The 18,013-nt window shown below is 62.4% G+C and carries 14 protein-coding genes; 11 read left to right on the top strand and 3 right to left on the bottom strand.

Annotation, left to right across the window (positions count from 1 at the left end):
* Positions 1-14: 14 nt before the first annotated feature.
* The gene (gene mazG / locus IB272_RS11395; RefSeq protein ID WP_060582468.1) at positions 15-848 is read right to left on the bottom strand and encodes a nucleoside triphosphate pyrophosphohydrolase; all 834 of its coding nucleotides are present in this window, start codon (positions 846-848) and stop codon (positions 15-17) included.
* A gap of 5 nt (positions 849-853) precedes the next feature.
* Positions 854-1,441 carry a nucleoside deaminase gene (locus IB272_RS11390; protein ID WP_034795738.1) on the bottom strand — a complete coding sequence of 196 codons (588 nt, stop codon included), beginning with the start codon at positions 1,439-1,441 and terminating at the stop codon, positions 854-856.
* 230 nt (positions 1,442-1,671) lie between these two features.
* Between IB272_RS11390 and cysG the strand changes: the two genes are divergently transcribed.
* The 6 genes from cysG (at position 1,672) to IB272_RS11360 (ending at position 8,399) form a co-directional block, all read left to right on the top strand.
* Positions 1,672-3,132 carry a siroheme synthase CysG gene (cysG, locus tag IB272_RS11385; protein WP_060582467.1) on the top strand — a complete coding sequence of 487 codons (1,461 nt, stop codon included), beginning with the start codon at positions 1,672-1,674 and terminating at the stop codon, positions 3,130-3,132.
* Positions 3,133-3,142: 10 nt separating this feature from the next.
* Positions 3,143-3,457 carry a DUF2849 domain-containing protein gene (locus tag IB272_RS11380; protein ID WP_034795732.1) on the top strand — a complete coding sequence of 105 codons (315 nt, stop codon included), beginning with the start codon at positions 3,143-3,145 and terminating at the stop codon, positions 3,455-3,457.
* Between the two features lie 14 nt (positions 3,458-3,471).
* Complete coding sequence (locus IB272_RS11375; RefSeq protein ID WP_060582466.1) at positions 3,472-5,142, top strand: nitrite/sulfite reductase; 1,671 nt, start codon at positions 3,472-3,474, stop codon at positions 5,140-5,142.
* A 17-nt stretch (positions 5,143-5,159) separates the two neighbouring features.
* Positions 5,160-5,660, top strand: a complete 501-nt coding sequence (locus IB272_RS11370; protein WP_060582465.1) for a DUF934 domain-containing protein — start codon at positions 5,160-5,162, stop codon at positions 5,658-5,660.
* Between the two features lie 147 nt (positions 5,661-5,807).
* Positions 5,808-6,620: a ferredoxin--NADP reductase gene (locus tag IB272_RS11365; protein WP_034795721.1), complete on the top strand. Its 813-nt coding sequence runs from the start codon at positions 5,808-5,810 to the stop codon at positions 6,618-6,620.
* 258 nt (positions 6,621-6,878) lie between these two features.
* Positions 6,879-8,399 carry an acetyl-CoA hydrolase/transferase family protein gene (locus tag IB272_RS11360; RefSeq protein ID WP_060582464.1) on the top strand — a complete coding sequence of 507 codons (1,521 nt, stop codon included), beginning with the start codon at positions 6,879-6,881 and terminating at the stop codon, positions 8,397-8,399.
* Positions 8,400-8,468: 69 nt separating this feature from the next.
* Here the strand turns inward: IB272_RS11360 and IB272_RS11355 are convergent, their stop codons facing one another.
* Complete coding sequence (locus tag IB272_RS11355; protein WP_060582463.1) at positions 8,469-9,086, bottom strand: GntR family transcriptional regulator; 618 nt, start codon at positions 9,084-9,086, stop codon at positions 8,469-8,471.
* 369 nt (positions 9,087-9,455) lie between these two features.
* On the opposite strand from IB272_RS11355, the gene IB272_RS11350 reads away from it, so the two are divergent.
* From IB272_RS11350 to IB272_RS11330, 5 genes are read left to right on the top strand one after another with little or no spacing between them, the layout of a single operon-like run.
* On the top strand, positions 9,456-10,715 hold the full coding sequence (locus tag IB272_RS11350) for a ferric reductase-like transmembrane domain-containing protein (protein WP_060582506.1): 1,260 nt from the start codon (positions 9,456-9,458) through the stop codon (positions 10,713-10,715).
* Positions 10,716-10,762: 47 nt separating this feature from the next.
* Positions 10,763-13,990, top strand: a complete 3,228-nt coding sequence (locus IB272_RS11345; protein WP_113136406.1) for a c-type cytochrome — start codon at positions 10,763-10,765, stop codon at positions 13,988-13,990.
* Between the two features lie 10 nt (positions 13,991-14,000).
* A complete protein-coding gene (locus tag IB272_RS11340; protein WP_060582461.1) occupies positions 14,001-14,900 on the top strand; it encodes an OmpA family protein in 900 nt (299 codons plus the stop codon).
* Positions 14,897-16,450 carry a caspase family protein gene (locus IB272_RS11335; protein WP_113136405.1) on the top strand — a complete coding sequence of 518 codons (1,554 nt, stop codon included), beginning with the start codon at positions 14,897-14,899 and terminating at the stop codon, positions 16,448-16,450. The genes IB272_RS11340 and IB272_RS11335 overlap by 4 nt, the downstream gene beginning before the upstream one ends.
* Before the next feature lie 2 nt (positions 16,451-16,452).
* Complete coding sequence (locus tag IB272_RS11330) at positions 16,453-17,970, top strand: caspase family protein (RefSeq protein ID WP_060582459.1); 1,518 nt, start codon at positions 16,453-16,455, stop codon at positions 17,968-17,970.
* Positions 17,971-18,013: the final 43 nt, after the last annotated feature.

Raw genomic sequence — 18,013 nt, 5'->3', positions numbered from 1 at the left:
GCGTCCCGCTCGTTCTAGCCCAGCTGTCGCTCGATCGCCTTGGCTGCCTGCCAGAGCTCTTCCATCCGCTCCAGCGTTGCCTCAACCAGCGTCTCGCCGGCCGCGCCGAGTTCCCGCTCGATATGGGCGAAGCGGCGGCGGAATTTGGTGTTGGTGCCGCGAAGCGCCATCTCCGGATCGGTGCCGACATGGCGCCCGATGTTCACCACGGCAAAGATCAGGTCGCCCAGTTCGTCGCTGACTTTGGCGCGGTCCTTTTCTCGCAGAGCCTGGCGCAGTTCACCGATCTCCTCCTCGATCTTGTTGAGGATCGGTTCCGGTTCCGACCAGTCGAAGCCGACCTTTGCGGCGCGCTCCTGCAGCTTCAGGGCTTCTACGAGCGCCGGAAATGAGCGCTGCACCGAGCCCAAATGGTTTGCGGCTGCATCAGGCGCGAGGCCGCGCTTGGCGCGCTTTTCTTGCCGCTCGGCCTTTTCGGCCTGCTTGATCTCATCCCATTGCAGCTTCACCGCCTCGGGCGTATCGGCGTCGGATCGGGCAAAGACATGCGGGTGCCGGCGGATCATCTTGCGGGTCACCGCCTCAACGACGTCGCCGAAAGCGAAGTCGCCGGCCTCTTCGGCCATACGGGCGTGGAAGACCACCTGCAGCAGCAGGTCGCCGAGCTCGTCGCAGAGGTCGTGCATGTCGCCGCGCTCAATGGCGTCGGCAACCTCATAGGCCTCTTCTATCGTATAGGGCTTGATGGTCTCGAAGGTCTGGACGATGTCCCAGGGGCAGCCGGTCTCGGGCTGGCGGAGCGCCGCCATGATGTCGAGCAGGCGCGTTATGTCGCGTGAAGGTTCCATGGATCTCAGTTCAGCGGAATGGCGTTGTCGTCCTTGCCCGACTGGTAGCTGTCGGAAAGGCTCTGGTAGCGGGCGCGGATGCGGGCATCCTGGGCGGAAAGCCGATCGCGGGTTTCGGCGTCGGCGTCTTTCGAGAGTGCAGCAATCGAGGCCGAGTGCCAGAAGGCGTTGTCTTGCGCGTAGCCACCCGGTTCCAGCCGGAAGACCTCTTTCAGTATCTTCAGGTCGTGCGGGATCGCGAAGGCGTCGCGCGAATCCTCGTGGCTGAAGAAGTAATAGAAATTGTCGAAGCCGGCCCAGGTGATGGCAGAAAGGCACATGGAGCAGGGCTCGTGCGTCGAGAGGAAGATGAGGTCGCGCGTGTCCGGTTTCTCCGCCATCTCGTAGAAACGCTTCAGCGTGTGCACTTCGCCGTGCCAGAGCGGATTTTCCGTCTCGTTGTTGGTTTCGGCAAGCACCAGCGACAGATCGGACTTGCGCAGGATCGCTGCGCCGAAGACCTTGTTGCCGGCGGCAACACCCTTTTCGGTAAGCGGCAGGATATCCTGCTCGATGACGGTCAAAAGCCGTTCGGCGAGTTCGGGTTTTGTCATGTCTTGGGCCTCCGGCAGGTCGTTGACGGCATTTAACGGAGGTTACCCATGCGGCGCAATGGCCGCGCCAAGGTCGGCGATTGAACAGGCTCGGAGATATTTGCTCAAAATGGTGCACCGCCGAGCAAAACAATACGTGCCTGGAAAGGCATTGAAATTTCTGTTCCTTCAATTGTCGTGCGCCATAAGGGATATTCGCCGCAGCCTGTAGAAGGAACGACCGCAAGACCATGTCGCAGCAGCTCGCCGTTTTCCCCGCATTCTTTCGCGTCGCGCAAAAGCGCGTGGCGGTTTTCGGCAATGGCGACGAAGCTTTTGCCAAGGTGCGGCTGCTGCTGAACACCGAAGCGTCGATCGTCGTCTTCGCCGACGCGCCGGAAGCGGAGTTCGCACAATACCTTCGTGACCGTGGGATCGAACATGTCGCGGCCGCCTTCGCACCCGAGCAGCTCGACGGCGCCATTCTCGTTTTTGCCGCGACCGGCAATGCCGTCGAGGATCAGCGCATCGTCCTTACAGCGCGTGAACGCAAGATCCCGGCAAATGCCGTCGACCAGCCCGACTTCTGCGACTTCTTCACGCCGGCGCTCGTGAACCGTGCCCCCGTTGCAGTCGCCATCGGGACCGAAGGGGCAGGACCCGTTCTGGCGCAGATGATCCGTGCGCAGATAGATCAGCTGCTGTCCCCCTCGCTCGGCGTCGTTGCTTCGCTTGCCGCGAGCTATCGCGAGGCCGTCGATCGCCTGGTGCCGCGCGGCGTTGCCCGCCGCATGTTCTGGCGCCGGTTTTTCCAGGGGCCGGTGGCAGACAAGGTCGCCGGCGGCGATCTGGCTGCTGCCCGCCGTGAGGCTTCGCGTCTGCTCGATGCGCCCGAGAAGGCGAGGGGCCATGTCTGGCTCGTCGGTGCCGGTCCAGGCGCTGAAGACCTGCTGACGCTCCGCGCCCAGCGCGTGATGATGGAAGCCGATGCGATCGTTTATGATGCGCTGGTGCCGCAGACGATCGTTGATATGGGTCGTCGTGACGCCGAGCGCCTGTCGGTCGGCAAGCGCAAGGGCTGCCACACCAAGTCCCAAGACGAGATCAACCAGCTGCTGGTGACGCTGGCTGCCGAAGGCAAGCGCGTCGTCCGTCTGAAGTCCGGAGATCCTTTGGTTTATGGCCGCGCCGGCGAAGAGATGGCGGCGATGCGCGAAGCCGGTATCAGCTACGAGATCGTCCCGGGTATCACTTCGGCCTTCGCCGCGGCGGCCGATTTTGAACTGCCGCTGACGCTTCGCGGTGTTGCCTCCTCGCTGGTCTTTACGACCGGCCACGATCTGACCGGCGAAGTCCTGCCCGATTGGGCGCGGCTTGCCGTCTCGGGCGCAACGATCGCCGTCTACATGGGGCGCACTGTTGCGGCGTCGGTCGCCGGTCGTCTGATGCAGGCAGGTCTTCCGCCGGAAACGACGGTTGCCGTCATCGAGAATGCCAGCCGCGCCGATCGGCGCCTGCTGCACGGCACGCTGAAGGACCTTCCGGATCTTGAAAACCGCAGCGAGCTTGCAGGTCCGGTCATGGTCATCATCGGCGATGCCGTCGCCGGCGCCAATTTCGAGCGGTCCGAACCGCTTGTCGCAGGCAAGGCACGTGGCGAGAAGAAAAACATTGAAGCCGCTTTCGGGCGCGACGAACAGATTTTGAACTGAGGAAGAGGTCATGGTGAGCAAGGTTTTGACGGCAAATCGACTTTCGGACGGCATTTCCGTCTGGCTGGATGCCGCGGGCAACTGGGTCGAGCAGCTTCAGGATGCCTTCATCGCTCGCCACGCCGAGGCCGTGACGGCGCTCGAAGCCACCGGCAAGCAGGCGTTCGATGACAACAAGGTCGTCGATGCCAACGTCGTCGACGTCGAAGAGATCAACGGCACACTTCGCCCGCTGCGCATGCGCGAGCGCATCCGCGCTGAAGGCCCCTCGATCCCCTACGCTGCCGGCTACAATGGCCTTTCCGGCCCGAAACACGCTGCCTGAGGAACCGATACCCGATGTACCGTTACGATGAATTCGACCACGCCTTCGTTTCCTCCCGCGTCGAACAGTTCCGCGATCAGGTCGAGCGGCGACTGAGTGGCGAGCTTGCCGAAGACGCCTTCAAGCCGCTGCGCCTGATGAACGGCGTCTACCTGCAGCTTCACGCCTATATGCTGCGCGTCGCCATTCCCTATGGCACGCTGTCGAGCCGCCAGATGCGCATGCTCGCCCATATCGCGCGCAAATATGACCGCGGCTACGGCCATTTCACCACGCGCCAGAACATCCAGTACAACTGGCCGCGTCTGTCCGACACGCCGGATATCTTGCAAGAGCTCGCAAGCGTCGAGATGCATGCGCTCCAGACCTCGGGCAACTGCATTCGCAATGTGACCGCCGATCACTTTGCCGGCGCGGCGGCCGATGAGGTCGCAGACCCAAGGCCTTACGCCGAGATCTTGAGACAGTGGTCGAGCGTACATCCGGAATTCTCGTTCCTGCCGCGCAAGTTCAAGATCGCCGTCACTGGCGCTGAGCGCGACCGCGCCGCAATCCAGGTCCATGATATCGGTCTGCACCTGAAGAAGGACGAAAACGGCCGCGTCGGCTTTGCCGTCTATGTCGGCGGTGGTCAGGGCCGCACGCCGATGATCGCCAAGAAGATCCGCGACTTCCTGCCGGAGGAGGACCTGTTGTCCTACACGACGGCGATCATGCGCGTGTACAACCTGCACGGCCGCCGCGACAACAAGTACAAGGCCCGCATCAAGATCCTCGTACACGAGACCGGCGCCGAAGAATTGTCGCGTCAGGTCGAAGTCGAGTTCGCGGCCCTCAAGGACACCGAGCTGAAGCTGCCGGAGACCGACATCCAGGCGATCTCCACCTATTTCGCACCACCGGCCGTCGAAAACCGTGCTGAAGGCTGGGAGAGCCTGGCGCGCTGGAAGAAGACCGATCCCGAGTTTGCCCGTTGGGTGCAGCAGAATGTGCAACCGCACAAGCACCCGGACTACGGCATGGTGACGATCTCGCTGAAGCCGATCGGCGGCATTCCGGGCGACGCCAGCGACGCGCAGATGGATGCCGTTGCCGATATCGCCGAGGAATACGCCTTCGACGAAATCCGAGTCAGCCACGAACAGAACCTGATCCTGCCGCATGTGGCGCTGGCCGATCTCGAGCCGGTCTACCGCGCGCTGGTCGCCTCAGGTCTTGCCACTGCCAATGCCGGCCTGATCACGGATATCATCGCCTGTCCTGGGCTGGACTACTGCGCACTTGCCAATGCGCGCTCCATCCCCGTGGCGCAGGAAATTTCGACCCGCTTCGGTTCGCCCGAGCGTCAGGCCGAGATCGGTGAGTTGAAGATCAAGATCTCCGGCTGCATCAATGCCTGCGGTCATCACCATGTCGGCCATATCGGGCTGCTTGGCGTTGAAAAGAAGGGTGCGGAACTCTATCAGATTACGCTTGGTGGCTCCGGCGACGAAAACACCTCGATCGGCGAGATCATCGGCCGCGGCTTCGAACCGGAGAAGGTGACCGACGCCGTCGAGACCATCGTCGACACCTACCTGGGACTGCGCCGCGACGGTCAAGAGACCTTCCTCGAAGCCTATCGCCGCGTCGGCCCACAACCCTTCAAGGATGCGCTCTACGGCAGCGCGCAGGAAGCTGCCTGAGGCGCTGAGGAACGGAAATGACGAAAATCTGGAAGGAAACCGGTTTCGTGGGCGATGATCCCTGGGTCATCGAGACGGAGGAAACCAAGGCAGGCTCGAACGAGAAGGCGATCGTCGGTCTCGACGCATTCCTGGGCAAGGTTGCAGACAGCGACGAAACCGGTCTTGGCGTGGTCATCGCGCCGGCAGACGACGTGACGAAGCTCGCACCACACCTTGATCGCCTTGCGCTGGTCGCCGTCGCGTTCCCGGCGTTCAATGACGGCCGCGCCTTCAGCCATGCGTCGCTGCTGCGCGCGCGCCTTGGCTTTACCGGCGAGGTGAGGGCGGTCGGCGACGTGCTGATTGACCAGATCCCGCTGATGCTGCGCTGTGGCGTCGAAAGCTTCGCTGTCAGCAATGCGACAGCGCTGAAGCGTTTGTCCGAAGGACGCCTGCCGGGCATTGCTGTGCACTACCAGCCGACCGCCAAGCCTTCGACCGATGCTAAATCCTATAGCTGGCGCCGGGTGTCATAGGGTAGGGTTGGCCGCGACAGTGTGAAGCACGCCGAAATCCCCAAAAGCGACTATATTTGGAAGAGATTTCCTTTCAACAAGGCGCAGCTTGGAATATCGGCTTATTGTTGATAGACAGGGTCATCATTTACAGGACTTGTAGCTAAGATGAATGCTCCGGCAAAAACGGAAGATTTCGCGATCCAGGCACCGGCAGGCGTCTACGTCGAGACGGTGACCAGCGTTGAACACTATACGGATCGGCTCTTCCGCTTCCGCATGACCCGCCCTGCCGAATTCCGCTTCCGCTCGGGCGAATTCGCGATGATCGGCCTGATGGTCGGCGACAAGCCGGTCTATCGCGCCTATTCGATCGCCAGCCCGGCCTGGGACGAGGAACTCGAGTTCTTCTCGATCAAGGTGCCGGATGGCCCGCTGACCTCGCACCTGCAGGGGATCAAGCCGGGCGACAAGGTGCTGATGCGCAAGAAGCCGACCGGTACGCTGGTGCTCGACGCGCTCGTTCCCGGGCGCCGTCTCTACATGTTCTCGACCGGCACCGGCATTGCGCCCTTCGCAAGCCTGATCCGCGATCCCGAGACCTATGAAAAGTTCGAGGAAGTGATCCTCACCCATACCTGCCGCGATGTTGCCGAACTGAAATACGGCTTCGATCTGGTCGAGGAAATCCGGAACCACGAGTTCCTGAACGAGATTGTCGGCGACAAGCTGCGCCACTACGCGACGGTGACCCGCGAAGACTTCCCGTTCAAGGGCCGCATTACCGACCTGATGGTAAACGGCAAGTTCTTCTCCGATCTCGGTCTGCCGCCGCTCGATCCGGCTGTCGATCGCGGCATGATCTGCGGCTCGACCGCGATGCTGAAGGACACCAAGGAAATCCTCGAGGCCGCTGGTCTCACCGAAGGTGCCAACAACAAGCCGGCCGAATTCGTGATCGAACGCGCCTTCGTCGGCTGACCCTTTTTTGTGCAGTTTATCGTTCGAGGGGCGCGCCAAGGATGCGCCCCTGGTCGTTTAAGGCGAAATGCCGTCGAGCTATGCGTCGGCGGTAGTTCCGCCCTGCCCATTCTGCGTACCGCCCTGCGGTCCGAGCGGCTATCGTGCTCCTGCAAATCTTCATAGCGTGCGCACGCAGACATGCGAAAATAAGCGCACGACGAACCAAGCCTGCGCCGTCCTGATATGAGCCTCGTGGGCCATTTCTGGGAGTGCCCGATGAGCCATGTTCCGCCAACCGACCTGGAGGCCAGGATCCGCTGCAAATCGCTGCGTGATCGCATCGCTACGCCGGAAGAGGCGGCCGCGCTGATCAAGGATGGCATGACCATCGGCATGAGCGGCTTCACCAAGGCCGGTGACGCGAAGGCCGTGCCGCTTGCCATGGCCGAACGGGCCGCACGGGAGAAGTTTCGCATCACGCTGATGACGGGCGCCTCGCTCGGTCATGACATCGACAAGACGCTGACAGAGGCCGGTGTTCTTGCCCGGCGCCTGCCGTTCCAGTCGGACCCGGTTCTGCGAGCGGCGATCAACCGCGGCGAGGTGATGTTCATCGATCAGCATCTCTCGGAAACCGTCGAGCAGTTGAGGTCCGGCCAGATCAGCCCGATCGACTATGCGGTGGTCGAGGCGGTGGCGATCACCGAAGACGGCGGCATCGTTCCGTCGACATCGGTCGGCAATTCGGCAAGCTTCGCGATCCTGGCGAAGAAGGTGATCGTCGAGCTCAATCTCAGCCACAGTCCCGAACTCGAAGGCCTGCACGATATCTTCATTCCGGCGAAGCGACCGAGCCGCACGCCGATCCCGGTCGTTGCCTGCGATAGCCGTGCGGGCTCGCCCTACATTCCTGTCGATCCGGAAAAGATCGTCGCAATCGTCGTCACCGAGAAAGAGGACAGCGCCGCACGGATCTCTCGGCCGGATGCGGAGACGACGGCGATCGCCGGCCATCTGATCGGCTTCTTGCAGGAGGAGGTGCGCAAGGGCCGCCTCGACATGACGCTCAACCCGCTGCAGGCGGGCATCGGCGTCATCGCCAATTCGGTGCTGAGCGGCCTGGTCGACAGTCCCTTCCATGATCTGCGTATGTATAGCGAGGTGCTGCAAGACAGCACGTTCGAGCTTTTCGAGGCCGGCAAGCTGAGCTTCGCCTCGGCCTCGTCGATGACGCTTTCCAGCGCCTGGGCTGATCGCGTGTTCCGCAACATCCGCGCCTACAAGGACAAGCTGGTGCTGCGGCCGCAGGAGGTGAGCAATCATCCGGAGATCATTCGGCGCCTCGGTGTCATCGGCATCAACACGGCGCTCGAATTCGATATCTACGGCAACGTCAACTCGACCCATGTTGGCGGTACCGACATGATGAACGGTATCGGCGGCTCCGGCGATTTCGCCCGCAACGCCTTCCTGTCGATCTTCGTCGCCAAGTCGGTTGCCAAGGGCGGGGCGATATCGTCTGTCGTGCCGATGGTGTCCCATGTCGACCACACGGAGCACGACGTCGATATTCTGGTGACCGAGCATGGTCTTGCAGATCTGCGCGGCCTGGCGCCGCGGGAGCGCGCACCCGTCATCATCGAAAACTGCTGCCACCCGGCCTATCGGGAGCTTTTGTCGGATTACTTCAATCGTGCAGTCGCCACCCGTGGCGGACAGACCCCGCATATTCTGGAAGAGGCTTTCGACTGGCATGTGCGCCGGCTGAAGACCGGCAGCATGATGCCGACGGCCTGAAGTGTGTTGAAGAAACAACCGTGAAAGCAATCGCTTGCCGTTGTTTCTTCTCGTGCAGGCAAGGTTTCTTCAGGCGTCTGATAGATAGCTCATCAGGTCCGCCATCGCGGCCGACGCGCCTTCAGCGTCGGCCCGCTCGATCGCATCGATCACCGTGACATGGCGGCGGACCGATCCGGCCATCTTTTCAGGCGAGGACGAAGCAAACCAGATGCGGCGCGCATGTGTCTGCAGCGGGGCAAGTGCTGCGGTCAGGAACCGGTTGGGGCAGGCTTCTTCCATCAGTTCGTCGAACACCTTGTCGGCGACGAGAAAACCCTCCATTTCGCCCGCGTCAAGACAAGCGGCCATCTCCGCACCGCAAGCTTTCATCGCGCTTCGCTCCTCGGCGCTTGCGTGCGTTGCGACGAGGGCGGCGGCAAGCGGCTCCAGCTTCTGGCGCGTCTGCATGACATGCACCTGGTCGTCCGGCCGGATTGTGGTGATTTGCAAGCCGACACGGGGACGGATATCCATGAGACCCTGCCAGGCCAGCTTCTGGATCGCCTCGCGAACCGGTGTTCGCCCAAGCCCGGCAAGTTCGATCAACTGCCTCTCGGTGACCAGGGCGCCGGGCTCGAGCTTCAGAGTGACGATCAGGCGTTCGAGCGCGAGATAGGCGAGGTGAGCCTGAGATTGCGGTGACATGCCGTTCCTTTGGTTCTGATATATCAGTAGCTTGCACGATTTCATACAACCAGGCAAGCGCGCCGGTTGCCTGGCTTTGTGCAGGTCAAAGGGGGTGGTTTGCCTATGTGATCAATAAAATAAGCGAATGCTTAAAAAACACGAATTTCAAAGGCATGAATAAACGAACCTCATAGGACGTTTCCAATAGGAATCGTGTTGACGAACCGAGAGGTGCTTGCCACTCTCCCAACAAAGGCCCCGCGTGAAGAGGCGCGTGGGTCGTTGCGGCAAGAAGCTGGTTGCATGTTTCCTTGGTCGCTAGGGATCGAAGGCAACAGGCACAAGGCAAGGCAACAACCGTCAGCCATCGGCGTTGAGGGGCGCAAGATGCAAGTGGGCGCGTTTCTGGTCTGGTCCTTGATGGCATTTGCGGCGCTGCTGGCCGTACCCGCAGTCAGTCACACCAATGCATTGACGACATTTTCGCTGATGGCGTCGTCGGCGGCCTTTGTCGGCATGGCCGTCGCGCAGTTCATGGCCGCGCGCCCGCCGTTCGTCGAGGCTGTCTTCGGGGGGCTCGACCGTGTCTATCATTTTCATCGCAGGATAGGCATCTCGGTGCTGTGCCTCATCCTCGTGCACTATTTCCTGAAACCAGACTTCAAGGGCCTGGCGCTGACGAGCGGTCTGAACCAGCTTGCTGCATCCGCCGGCAAATATGCCTTTTACGGTTTCGTCGTGCTGCTCGTTCTCAGTATCGTCAAGATCATACCGCGGACGAAGATCGAGATCCCCTACCATCTGTGGCGCTACACGCACCGCTTCATCGGCCTGCTCTTCGTGATGGTCGCCTTCCACCAGATGTTCATCAAGCGCCCCTATGACGGTACCGCGCTTCTGGCGGTCTACCTCAACGCCTTCGCAGCACTTGGCATCCTGAGCTACACCTATACCCAGCTGCTGCCCTGGCTCAGAACCCGCGGCTACGAAGTCTTCGATGTCGCCCGGGAGGACGGGGCGACGGTGATTGCGGCGCGGCCGCTGCGGCGTGCCTTGCGCGCCAAGCCCGGGCAATTCGGTTTTCTGCGGGTGCTGAAGCCTGGGCTGCGCGAGCCGCATCCGTTTACGATCGCTGGTATCGAGCCCGACGGGGTCGTGCGCTTCGCGATCAAGCCGCTTGGCGACTACACCCAGGCCCTGCGGGACGGAATCGCTGTCGGCGACCGGTTGAAGCTCGAGGGTGGCTATGGCCGCTTCAACCACCGCCGTGGCGGCAAGAAGCAGATCTGGCTCGCCGGCGGCATCGGCGTCACACCGTTCCTGGCGATGGCGCGGCATCTCAATGGCGACGAGGGGCAGGACATCCACATGGTCTATTGCGTGCGCGACCGGCGCGAGGCGATCGGGCTGGAGACCTTCGAGGGGCAGGCCGGAAAGCTCGGCAACTTCACTTTTGTCCTGCACGATTCCTCCGTGGACGGGCGCCTGGATGCGGCCAAGCTCGCGAACGGTAGCGCGATCGATCCGGCGGAAGCCGATCTGTGGTTTTGCGGCCCGCCACCTCTCAGGGAGGCGATCGTCAAAGGTCTGAAAGATCTCGGCAAGCGGCCGAAGCGGGTTGAATTCGAGCGATTTCAGTTTCGATAGTGCAGCGGATTTCAGTAGCGATTCTATTGTTTTAGGGAGTGGGTTTCATGCGCGGTCTGCAGAGAAAGCGAGAAGGCGCCTCGTCATTGTCCGGTCTTGGCCGCGGATATTGGGCCGTTTCATTTGCGGCGCTGGTCGCAGTCTCGCTCTGTCCCGCTGGTGCCTCGGCGCGCGATGCCTTCGCTGAGGATGCCTTCTCCACCTACAAGGCCAACGTCGACAACGGCAAATACATGTTCAACGCCGCAGGCTGCGGCGCCTGCCACGGCTCCGGCGACAACACCGAACTGCTCTCCGGCGGCATGGAGATGAAGACGGCGATCGGCACCTTCTATGCGCCGAACATTTCGCCGCACGCCAATGGCATCGGCGGCTGGACCAATGCGCAGTTTCTGAATGCGGTTCTGGTCGGTCTCGATCGCGAGGGCAACAACCTCTATCCGGTCATGCCCTACACCTCCTATGGTGGCATGAAGCCGGAGGATGCGCTCGACATCAAAGCCTATATCGAGACGTTACCCCAGGCGGATGCAGTGTCGAAAGAGGATGAGATTGCTTTTCCGTTCAGTCGCCAGACGACGATCACGCTCTGGAAGCGCAGCCACTTCACGGTGCCGGCCTACCAGCCGCGCGAGGAGACGCAAGCCGAGCGCGGCCGCTATCTGGCCGAGAATGTCGGCGGCTGCGGCGATTGCCACACACCGCGCACCACGACCTATGGGCTCGACCTGGAGCGCGCCTATGAGGGCGAAAAGGATTTGAGCGGCGCGGTCGCGCCCGACATCAGCAAGACGAAGATGGCCGGTCTTGCCTCGCCCGACGTTTTCACCAGGGGCCTGATCGAGGAAGGCAAGAAGCTCTCGGGCGCGCCGATCAGCGATCCGGTGATGCGGCGTATAGCCAAGGGACTGAGCGTTCTTTCTGACGACGATCGCCGCGCGATCTATGCCTTCCTTGCCGATCGTGAAGTGAAGGCCCCCGCGCCGGTGGCGCAGTCTGTCACGGCCGTTTGCAAGGAGAATACGGCGACTGAAGCGCTGGGCGGCGGCAATGCGGCGCTGGCGCAGCAGGCAGATGCCTTCATCGGCAGATACTGCCGCAACTGTCACGGGCCGGGCGAAAGTTCGCAGGGTAGCTACCCGGCGGGCGAACTCGCCTCGATTGCCGCCGACGCAAACTTCGTGACCCCCGGAGATGCCTCGAAGTCACGGCTCTACGCGACTGTCGTCAGCGGCCGCATGCCGCTTGGCAAGCGCCCCTCTGCCGAAGAGATCAAGATGCTGGAGGACTGGATCAACGCACTGAACGAAAAGAGCCTGCCGCAGACGGTGGCCGCAAAACCGGCGCGCGCCCGCCCGATGTTGGGTTATGGCCAGTTCGTCGATGCGGCGCTGAAGGACATCGAGACGGTCAGTGCCCTCGACCGCCCCTACATGCGCTACTTTTCCTATCGCGACCAGTACAACGGCATGATGGGCTGCGAGGACGACCAGACCTTCATGAAGCGCATGGACGTGCTTGCCGGCGGCTTCAAGAAGCTGCTGAATTCGCTGTCCTACGGGCCAAAGCTGGTGCTTCCGACGGAGGTCGACGGCACCAATGGCTTGCTGGTGCGCGTCGATCTGCGCGAACTGCAATGGGACGCGGTGGACTATGACTTCCTGATCAAGCGCTATTTCTATGGGATTGATCCCGAGAGCGATGCGTCGCTTTCGGCCCTTTCGAAGGAAACGGCGACGCAACTGCCGATCATGCGGGTCGACTGGTTCATGAGCAACGGCGCGCGCCCGGAGATCTACAACCGGCTGATGAAGTTGCCGACCGAGATCGCCGAACTCGAAAAGCGCTTCAAGATCGACGTGGCCGGCAACATTCGCAGGCGCGATGTGTTGCGGGCCGGTTTCGCCGACGGCTCGTCCGGGGTTTCCGACCACAACCGCATGCTCGAACGGCACGACATGCCGTTCGGCGGCTACTACTGGAAGTCCTATGATTTCGGCGGCGACATCGGCAAGCAGGTGCTGAAGCGCTTCCCGCACGGGCCTCGGGAATTGGCACCGCTCGACGCGGGCCTCGTGCCCTTCGAGCACGACGGCGGCGAAATGATCTTCTCGTTGCCGAACGGCCTGCAGGGCTACTACCTCTCGACGTCAGCAGGAAAGCAGCTTGATGTCGGGCCGACCACCATCGTGTCCTTCCGCAAGCGCCCGATCGGCAAGGGCGTCGAGATCATCAACGCGCGGTCCTGTGTCGATTGCCACGCCGATGGCATCCTTTCGAAACGCGATCAGCTGCGCGAGCAGATCGAGACGTCGACGCTGTTCAGCAAGGACCAACAGGACGTGCTGCTTGCCATGTATGTGAAGCAGGAGGAACTGGACGAAACCTATCGCAAGGACCGCGAGCGCTTCGTCAACGCGTTGAAGGTGCTGGGCATCACGGAGCCGACGCCCGATGGGGGCCTCCAGAGCAAGCATGCGCCGGGCGAGGCGGAGCTCATCACCTACTTTGCCGACAAGTACGAAGACGAGCTCGACTTCGATGCCCTGGCGGCCGAGTTTGACATGACGCCCAAGCAATTCTCAGAAGCGATCAAGCGGGTGACAAACACCGATGTCCTGCGCCTCGGGCTCGACTGGGTGACGACGCTGGAAGCGGGCGGAACCATTCCGCGCAACGAGGTCGAGCAACAATATGCATTGCTGATGGCGCCGCTAACCCAGCGCCGTCCGCTCGACACGACGGCGATCGTCATTGCCGGTTCCGAGCCGATGGTGGACGACAGGCCGCAGTCGGTCGCGGCCGCCGTGCCGGACTATCGCAAGGAGGATGCGGGGACTGGCCACAAGCTCGAGCTGGCCCTGAACGTGAAGTCGACGACGGCGAAGGTTGGCGACGAGCTTTCCTTCGAACTCAGCGCCAACCAGGCCTGCGAGCTGCAAATCCTCTATGTCGAGGAGAACGGCAACGTCGAGGTCATCCCGGACGTGATGATCGGCAACACCACGCTTAAGCCGGGCGAGAGACGCCTGATCCCGCAGCCGGGCACGGGCACGCTCACCTTCGACACACCTGCGCCCGCCGAAACGATGCTGGCCTTCTGCCGTGCCGGCGGGCTCGGTGACCAGAAGCTGACGGTGGAGAAGGCACGCCAATATGTCGCGACGTCGCGGTTGCCGCCGACACGGGGACTGGCGATCAACCTGGCCAAGCGAGCGCAGGGTGACGCCGGTGCCAGCAGTGTTCAGATGGTGACGTTCGAGATCAAGGATTGATGGTCGAGTCATGGTTCAGCTACGAGCATTTCTCCTCGCGTCGGCGGTTCTGGCGGTCTTCACCGCGCCGGTCATGGCCTGTGACGGTCTTCGCCTGGCCTCCGAGGCGCTGAACCGCGCCGACGAGGCCGGCACTAAGGTGGCGGCCGACCCCGTCAACATGAAGGGTTGCTCGGCGACTGAGATCGCGCTCACCCGGCGCATCGCGGCGCTTGCAACCTTCAACCGGGTTGCAGCGGCAGTGGGGCAAGGCGCGAAGCTTGAAACCTTCGAAGCGGAACTGACGGCCGCAAGCCGCGACGCCGGCGGCCCCTGGCAGATCCTCGATGCGCTCGGCGACATCAAGCGCGAGCGCAAGGATTACGACGCCGCGGCGACCTCCTATCAGCAGGCGCTGGAAGATGCGGCAAACGAGGAACTGACGCCCGATTGGATGGCGCCGGACAAGGCCTATATCGAACGGCTGGACCGCCTGGCTTCGGAAATGCGGCTCGCTGCAACCAAGCCGGTCAAGCTCGCCGCGCGCGGCGCCTGCAAGTTCTCCTATCGTGGTGTCTCGATCCGGAAAAAGGCGACGCCGGTGCGCTACGTCTTCGGCACGGCCAAGTTTACGCCTGAAGGTCTCGAGGCGGCCGAGGATCTGTTCGAGTGCCTGAAGTCCGCAAAGCCGGCCGCGATTACGCTGATCGGTCACACCGATCCGGTCGGCACGCCCGAGGCGAACAAGGCATTGTCGATCGCCCGCGCCGAGGCACTGGCGCATTACCTCGTCGATGCCGGCTATCCCGGCATGTGGACCGTGATCGGCAAGGGCGAGGAGGAGCCGTTCAAGCCGGATGATCCGACCGCCTATAGCGAGGAGATGTTGCACCAGCTCGACCGGCGCGTGGATGTGGATGTGGGGAAATGACAGTGCTGTGCAGAACCCTGCTTGCGATGAGCTTGCTCGCATTGCCGGTGGCCCCGGCGATGGCCTCGACCTCGGCGCTGGTCGTCGGGGTGGACAAGTATCCGCACGAAGTAAGCCTCGATGGTGCCGTCCGCGATGCGCAAGACGTCACGCAGGCGCTGAAAGCGGCGGATGTCGCCCCGATCCGCCAGTTCATCAACGAACAGGCGACCAAGGATGCAATCCGAGCGGCCTGGGTCGAGCTCGTGGCGGCCGCTGAGCGCGGCGATACGATCGTCTTCACCTATGCCGGGCACGGTGCGCAGATGCCGGAGCTGGTCGCTGGCAGTGAGGAGGACGGGCTCGACGAATTCCTGGAGTTGCCGGGCTTCGACCGGGCGCGTGCTGAGGAGACGGCGAGCGAAATCATCGTCGACAACGAGCTCAGCGCCTGGTTCGCGGAGGCGGAAGCCAAGAGCATTCATGTCCTGTTCGTCTCCGACAGCTGTTATTCAGGCGGCATGAACCGCTCGATCTCCGGCAAGACGCGGCTGGCGCCGATGGTGCGCGCCAAGCTGCCGCCGCCATCCAAGGAGGCGCTGTCCGGCGCCAAGGTGAGGGACGTGGAGCTGTCGCAGGTGACGATCCTCGCCGCATCGCTCGAAAGCCAGCCGACCCCGGAAGTGGTTATCGGCGGCGAGCCCCGCGGCGCCCTGAGCTGGAGTTTTGCCCGTGCGTTGGAAGGCGCCGCCGATCGCGATGGCGACGGGCGGATTTCGCGGGTCGAACTCGAAGACTACGTGTTTTCCAACGTCAAGCTGCAGTCGGAAGCCCTGCAGGTGCCGAACTTCACGCCGCAACTGGCGCGCTCCGACAAGGAAATCGTGCTGTCCCTGCCGCGTAGCGCCAAGGTCGGCGTGGCGCCAACAGTGAGCGGCACGAAGCATGCACTGAAGTCGCCGCGCGAAACCGGATGGACGGGCAAGTTGCCATTGAGCGTCGTCGGTGACATGCCTGATCTTGCCAATATCGGTGGCGACGGCGTGCCCTACCGGTGGGAGGCGGCATCCGGTGTCTTCTATACGCCGAACGGGGACGTCGCAGCGGAACATGTCGCGCCCAAAAGGCTCCAGGGCGTGGTCGACAAATTCATCCTGGTGGATTTTCTGAAAGCACTTGCGGCGCAGAGCCCGGGAGCCGTTTCGCTGAAGCCCGTCAAGGACATCTACTTTGCCGGCGACCGCCTGAACGTCGAGGCGCCGCAGGGCGGCTATGCCAACATGCTGGTCTTCAACCTCGCCAACACAGGCGAAGCGCAACTGCTCGACGTGCAGATTGCCGGCAGCGAAAGCCATGCCTTCAAGCTGCGTGACCTGGAGGTGGTCAAGCCCTTCGGTGCGGACCATCTGGTCGTCATCGCGACCAATGCGCCTGTCGACGCGATCGCGGCCGCCTTTGCCAATTCGGACCTCGACGCAGCGGCCTTGCTGCGCTTGCTCGAAACGCGCCTGGAAGGGAGTGAGAGTACGATCGCGGTTCAACCGCTTTACACGAGAGGTCAGGGCCAATGAGCATGGGCGCCAGATCGCGGCTGTCGTTCCTTCACGCCCTTGCGTGTTTCATGCTGCTGGCTGCGCCTGCGGTCGCCGGAGATCGGGCTTTACTGATCGGGGTCGGCAACTATCAGAACCTGCCGACGGAGTTTTCCCTGCCCGGGCCGGCGAACGATCTGGTCGCGATGCAAAGGCTCCTCGCGGAACGGCTCGGCTTCGACAGTGCCTCGATCCGCGTGCTGAAGGATGGGCAGGCGACCAGAGCTGAAATCCTGTCATCCATGAACGGCTGGCTTGTCGATGCGACGAAGCCCGGCGATCGCGTCTATCTCTATTTTTCAGGCCACGGCCTGCAGGTGAAGGATGCGGATGGCGACGAAGCGGATGGGCTGGATGAAGCGATCGCACCTGCCGACATTGCCGCCGGTGAAACGGACTGGCAAGGCGCTGTCCTCGACGACGAGATCGATGCGGTGCTGGAGCGCCTGAAGGGGCGCGCTGTGACGGTCGTGATCGACGCCTGTCACTCCGGCACGATCTCCCGGTCGCTGTCCGAGGACATCAAAAAGCCTATCGACGGCGCCCGCTTTCTCCCGCGTCCCGATGCCAAGCCGGTCGAGCAAGCGCTGACCCGCGGCCTTAGGATCGATCTTGCCCTCGTCGACAAGCCGAAGCTCGTCGATGCCGGGGTGACCGCCTGGAGTGCGGCGGCGCCCTATCAGGTCGCCTGGGACGATGTCCGGTTACCGACAGCGGATCGGCACGGGGTCTTCACCGCAGCCTTCGTCGCCGGCCAGACCGGCGACGCTGCCGATGGCAATGGCAACGGATTGACGAGCAACGCCGAGCTTCTTGGATATGTAAAGGCGCAATCTGCCTCCTACTGCGCCTTGCAGGAGCAATGCGGCAATCTCGACCCGCAGTTGGAAGGCAAACCCGAGGCGCTCGGCGACAGCGCGATGGTGCCGGAAAAGCGCGATGCGGATGGCAGCGGGCAGGGTGCGTATACCATTACTCCGAACGTAGCGGTGCCGAGCTATCAGGCAGCCAACCCCATCGATGCCGTCGGTGATATCATCGGCAAGAGCGAAGCTGGCGATGTCACGCTCTCTATCGACAAGCCGACCACCATGAAGGCCGGCGAAGTCTTCAAACTGACGGTCAACAGCCACACGGGCGGCAATCTCCTGATTTTCGACGTCAACAGCCAGGGCAAGGCAACACAGATTTTCCCGAACGAGTTCGCGCAAAAGATCACGACATTGGCGCCGGACGTGCCGCTGACCTTGCCGGATGAATTTTACGGCTTCGATTTCGAGGCCTCGGGCGAGGGGGACGGCATTTTCGTGGCGCTTGTCGTCAGCGATGCTGTCGACTTGAGCGATCTTGCGCCGATATCGCGGGGCCTCAAGGTGGAGGTCGATGCGCGCGAGACCTTGAGCGAGATCATCGCGCGGCTGCAGAAGAACTGGACCGAGGATCTCGACACGCGCGGAATCCATTGGTCAGTCGGCACCCTGCGCTATCGTGTCGAGTAGGATCGATAACGGGCAGAACGAAAAAACCCGCCTCGATGAGGCG

This window comes from Ensifer sp. ENS08 (genome assembly GCF_014852195.1).
Taxonomy (GTDB): domain Bacteria; phylum Pseudomonadota; class Alphaproteobacteria; order Rhizobiales; family Rhizobiaceae; genus Ensifer; species Ensifer adhaerens.
This window is presented reverse-complemented; position numbering and strand designations above follow the sequence as displayed.

Bases quoted from the DNA above. Each gene is read 5' to 3' on its own strand.
- IB272_RS11350 (WP_060582506.1), top strand. From the start codon at position 9,456: ATGCAAGTGGGCGCGTTTCTGGTCTGGTCCTTGATGGCATTTGCGGCG.
- IB272_RS11335 (WP_113136405.1), top strand. From the start codon at position 14,897: ATGACAGTGCTGTGCAGAACCCTGCTTGCGATGAGCTTGCTCGCATTG.
- IB272_RS11370 (WP_060582465.1), top strand. From the start codon at position 5,160: ATGACGAAAATCTGGAAGGAAACCGGTTTCGTGGGCGATGATCCCTGG.
- IB272_RS11345 (WP_113136406.1), top strand. From the start codon at position 10,763: ATGCGCGGTCTGCAGAGAAAGCGAGAAGGCGCCTCGTCATTGTCCGGT.
- IB272_RS11380 (WP_034795732.1), top strand. From the start codon at position 3,143: ATGGTGAGCAAGGTTTTGACGGCAAATCGACTTTCGGACGGCATTTCC.
- IB272_RS11355 (WP_060582463.1), bottom strand. From the start codon at position 9,086: ATGTCACCGCAATCTCAGGCTCACCTCGCCTATCTCGCGCTCGAACGC.
- IB272_RS11360 (WP_060582464.1), top strand. From the start codon at position 6,879: ATGAGCCATGTTCCGCCAACCGACCTGGAGGCCAGGATCCGCTGCAAA.
- cysG (WP_060582467.1), top strand. From the start codon at position 1,672: ATGTCGCAGCAGCTCGCCGTTTTCCCCGCATTCTTTCGCGTCGCGCAA.
- IB272_RS11340 (WP_060582461.1), top strand. From the start codon at position 14,001: ATGGTTCAGCTACGAGCATTTCTCCTCGCGTCGGCGGTTCTGGCGGTC.
- IB272_RS11390 (WP_034795738.1), bottom strand. From the start codon at position 1,441: ATGACAAAACCCGAACTCGCCGAACGGCTTTTGACCGTCATCGAGCAG.
- IB272_RS11375 (WP_060582466.1), top strand. From the start codon at position 3,472: ATGTACCGTTACGATGAATTCGACCACGCCTTCGTTTCCTCCCGCGTC.
- IB272_RS11365 (WP_034795721.1), top strand. From the start codon at position 5,808: ATGAATGCTCCGGCAAAAACGGAAGATTTCGCGATCCAGGCACCGGCA.
- IB272_RS11330 (WP_060582459.1), top strand. From the start codon at position 16,453: ATGGGCGCCAGATCGCGGCTGTCGTTCCTTCACGCCCTTGCGTGTTTC.
- mazG (WP_060582468.1), bottom strand. From the start codon at position 848: ATGGAACCTTCACGCGACATAACGCGCCTGCTCGACATCATGGCGGCG.